This window comes from Nocardia sp. NPDC004582, assembly GCF_053602115.1.
On sequence record NZ_JBSGCY010000288.1, the window covers coordinates 1 to 1943 of the forward strand.

The window sequence follows — 1943 nt, forward strand, 5'->3', positions numbered from 1 at the left end:
ACGAGCTGAGATCCGAGGATTTCCGAATGGGGAAACCCAGCACGAGTGATGTCGTGTTACCTGTATCTGAATACATAGGGTGTGGAGGGAACGAGGGGAAGTGAAACATCTCAGTACCCTCAGGAAGAGAAAACAACCGTGATTCCGGGAGTAGTGGCGAGCGAAACCGGATGAGGCCAAACCGTATACGTGTGAGACCCGGCAGGGGTTGCGTGTGCGGGGTTGTGGGATCTCTCTTCCACGGTCTGCCGGCCGTGGGACGAGTCAGAAACCGTTGATGTAGGCGAAGGACATGCGAAAGGTCCGGCGTAGAGGGTAAGACCCCCGTAGTCGAAACGTCAGCGGCTCGTTTGAGAGACACCCAAGTAGCACGGGGCCCGAGAAATCCCGTGTGAATCTGGCGGGACCACCCGCTAAGCCTAAATATTCCCTGGTGACCGATAGCGGATAGTACCGTGAGGGAATGGTGAAAAGTACCGCGGGAGCGGAGTGAAATAGTACCTGAAACCGTGTGCCTACAAGCCGTGGGAGCGTCGGACATCAGCTTGCTGATGTCTCGTGACTGCGTGCCTTTTGAAGAATGAGCCTGCGAGTTTGCGGTGTGTTGCGAGGTTAACCCGGGTGGGGTAGCCGTAGCGAAAGCGAGTCCGAACAGGGCGACTTTAGTAGCACGCTCAAGACCCGAAGCGGAGTGATCTAGCCATGGGCAGGTTGAAGCGGAGGTAAGACTTCGTGGAGGACCGAACCCACCAGGGTTGAAAACCTGGGGGATGACCTGTGGTTAGGGGTGAAAGGCCAATCAAACTCCGTGATAGCTGGTTCTCCCCGAAATGCATTTAGGTGCAGCGTCGTGTGTTTCTTGCCGGAGGTAGAGCACTGGATAGGCGATGGGCCCTACCGGGTTACTGACCTTAGCCAAACTCCGAATGCCGGTAAGTGAGAGCGCGGCAGTGAGACTGTGGGGGATAAGCTCCATGGTCGAGAGGGAAACAGCCCAGAGCATCGACTAAGGCCCCTAAGCGTACGCTAAGTGGGAAAGGATGTGGAGTCGCAGAGACAACCAGGAGGTTGGCTTAGAAGCAGCCACCCTTGAAAGAGTGCGTAATAGCTCACTGGTCTAGTGATTCCGCGCCGACAATGTAGCGGGGCTCAAGCGTACCGCCGAAGTCGTGTCATTGCAGCAATACGCCCAACGGCGGCTGTGATGGGTAGGGGAGCGTCGTGTGCCGGGTGAAGCCGCGCCGGAAGGCAGTGGTGGACGGTTCACGAGTGAGAATGCAGGCATGAGTAGCGATTCACACGTGAGAAACGTGTGCGCCGATTGACTAAGGGTTCCTGGGTCAAGCTGATCTGCCCAGGGTAAGTCGGGACCTAAGGCGAGGCCGACAGGCGTAGTCGATGGATAACCGGTTGATATTCCGGTACCCGCTGTGAAGCGTCAAACATCGAGCATCGTGATGCTAAGGCCGTGAAGCCGCCCCTGATCTCTTCGGAGTGAGGGGGAGTGGTGGAGCCGCCGAACCAAGCGGTTAGTAGGTGAGTGATGGGGTGACGCAGGAAGGTAGTCCATCCCGGGCGGTGGTTGTCCCGGGGTAAGGGTGTAGGACGTCAGGTAGGTAAATCCGCCTGGCACATAGTCTGAGACCTGATGCCGAGCCGATTGTGGTGAAGTGGATGATCCTATGCTGTCGAGAAAAGCCTCTAGCGAGTTTCATGGCGGCCCGTACCCTAAACCGACTCAGGTGGTCAGGTAGAGAATACCGAGGCGTTCGGGTGAACTATGGTTAAGGAACTCGGCAAAATGCCCCCGTAACTTCGGGAGAAGGGGGGCCACATCCGGTGAGAGCACTTGCTGCTCGAGCTGGGGGTGGCCGCAGAGACCAGCGAGAAGCGACTGTTTACTAAAAACACAGGTCCGTGCGAAGCCGTAAGGCGATGTATAC

At 57.1% G+C, this 1943-nt stretch carries 1 rRNA gene; it reads left to right on the forward strand.

Annotation, left to right across the window (positions count from 1 at the left end):
- Positions 1–1943: ribosomal RNA gene (locus ACWELJ_RS34045) — 23S ribosomal RNA — on the forward strand; the annotation flags it as partial.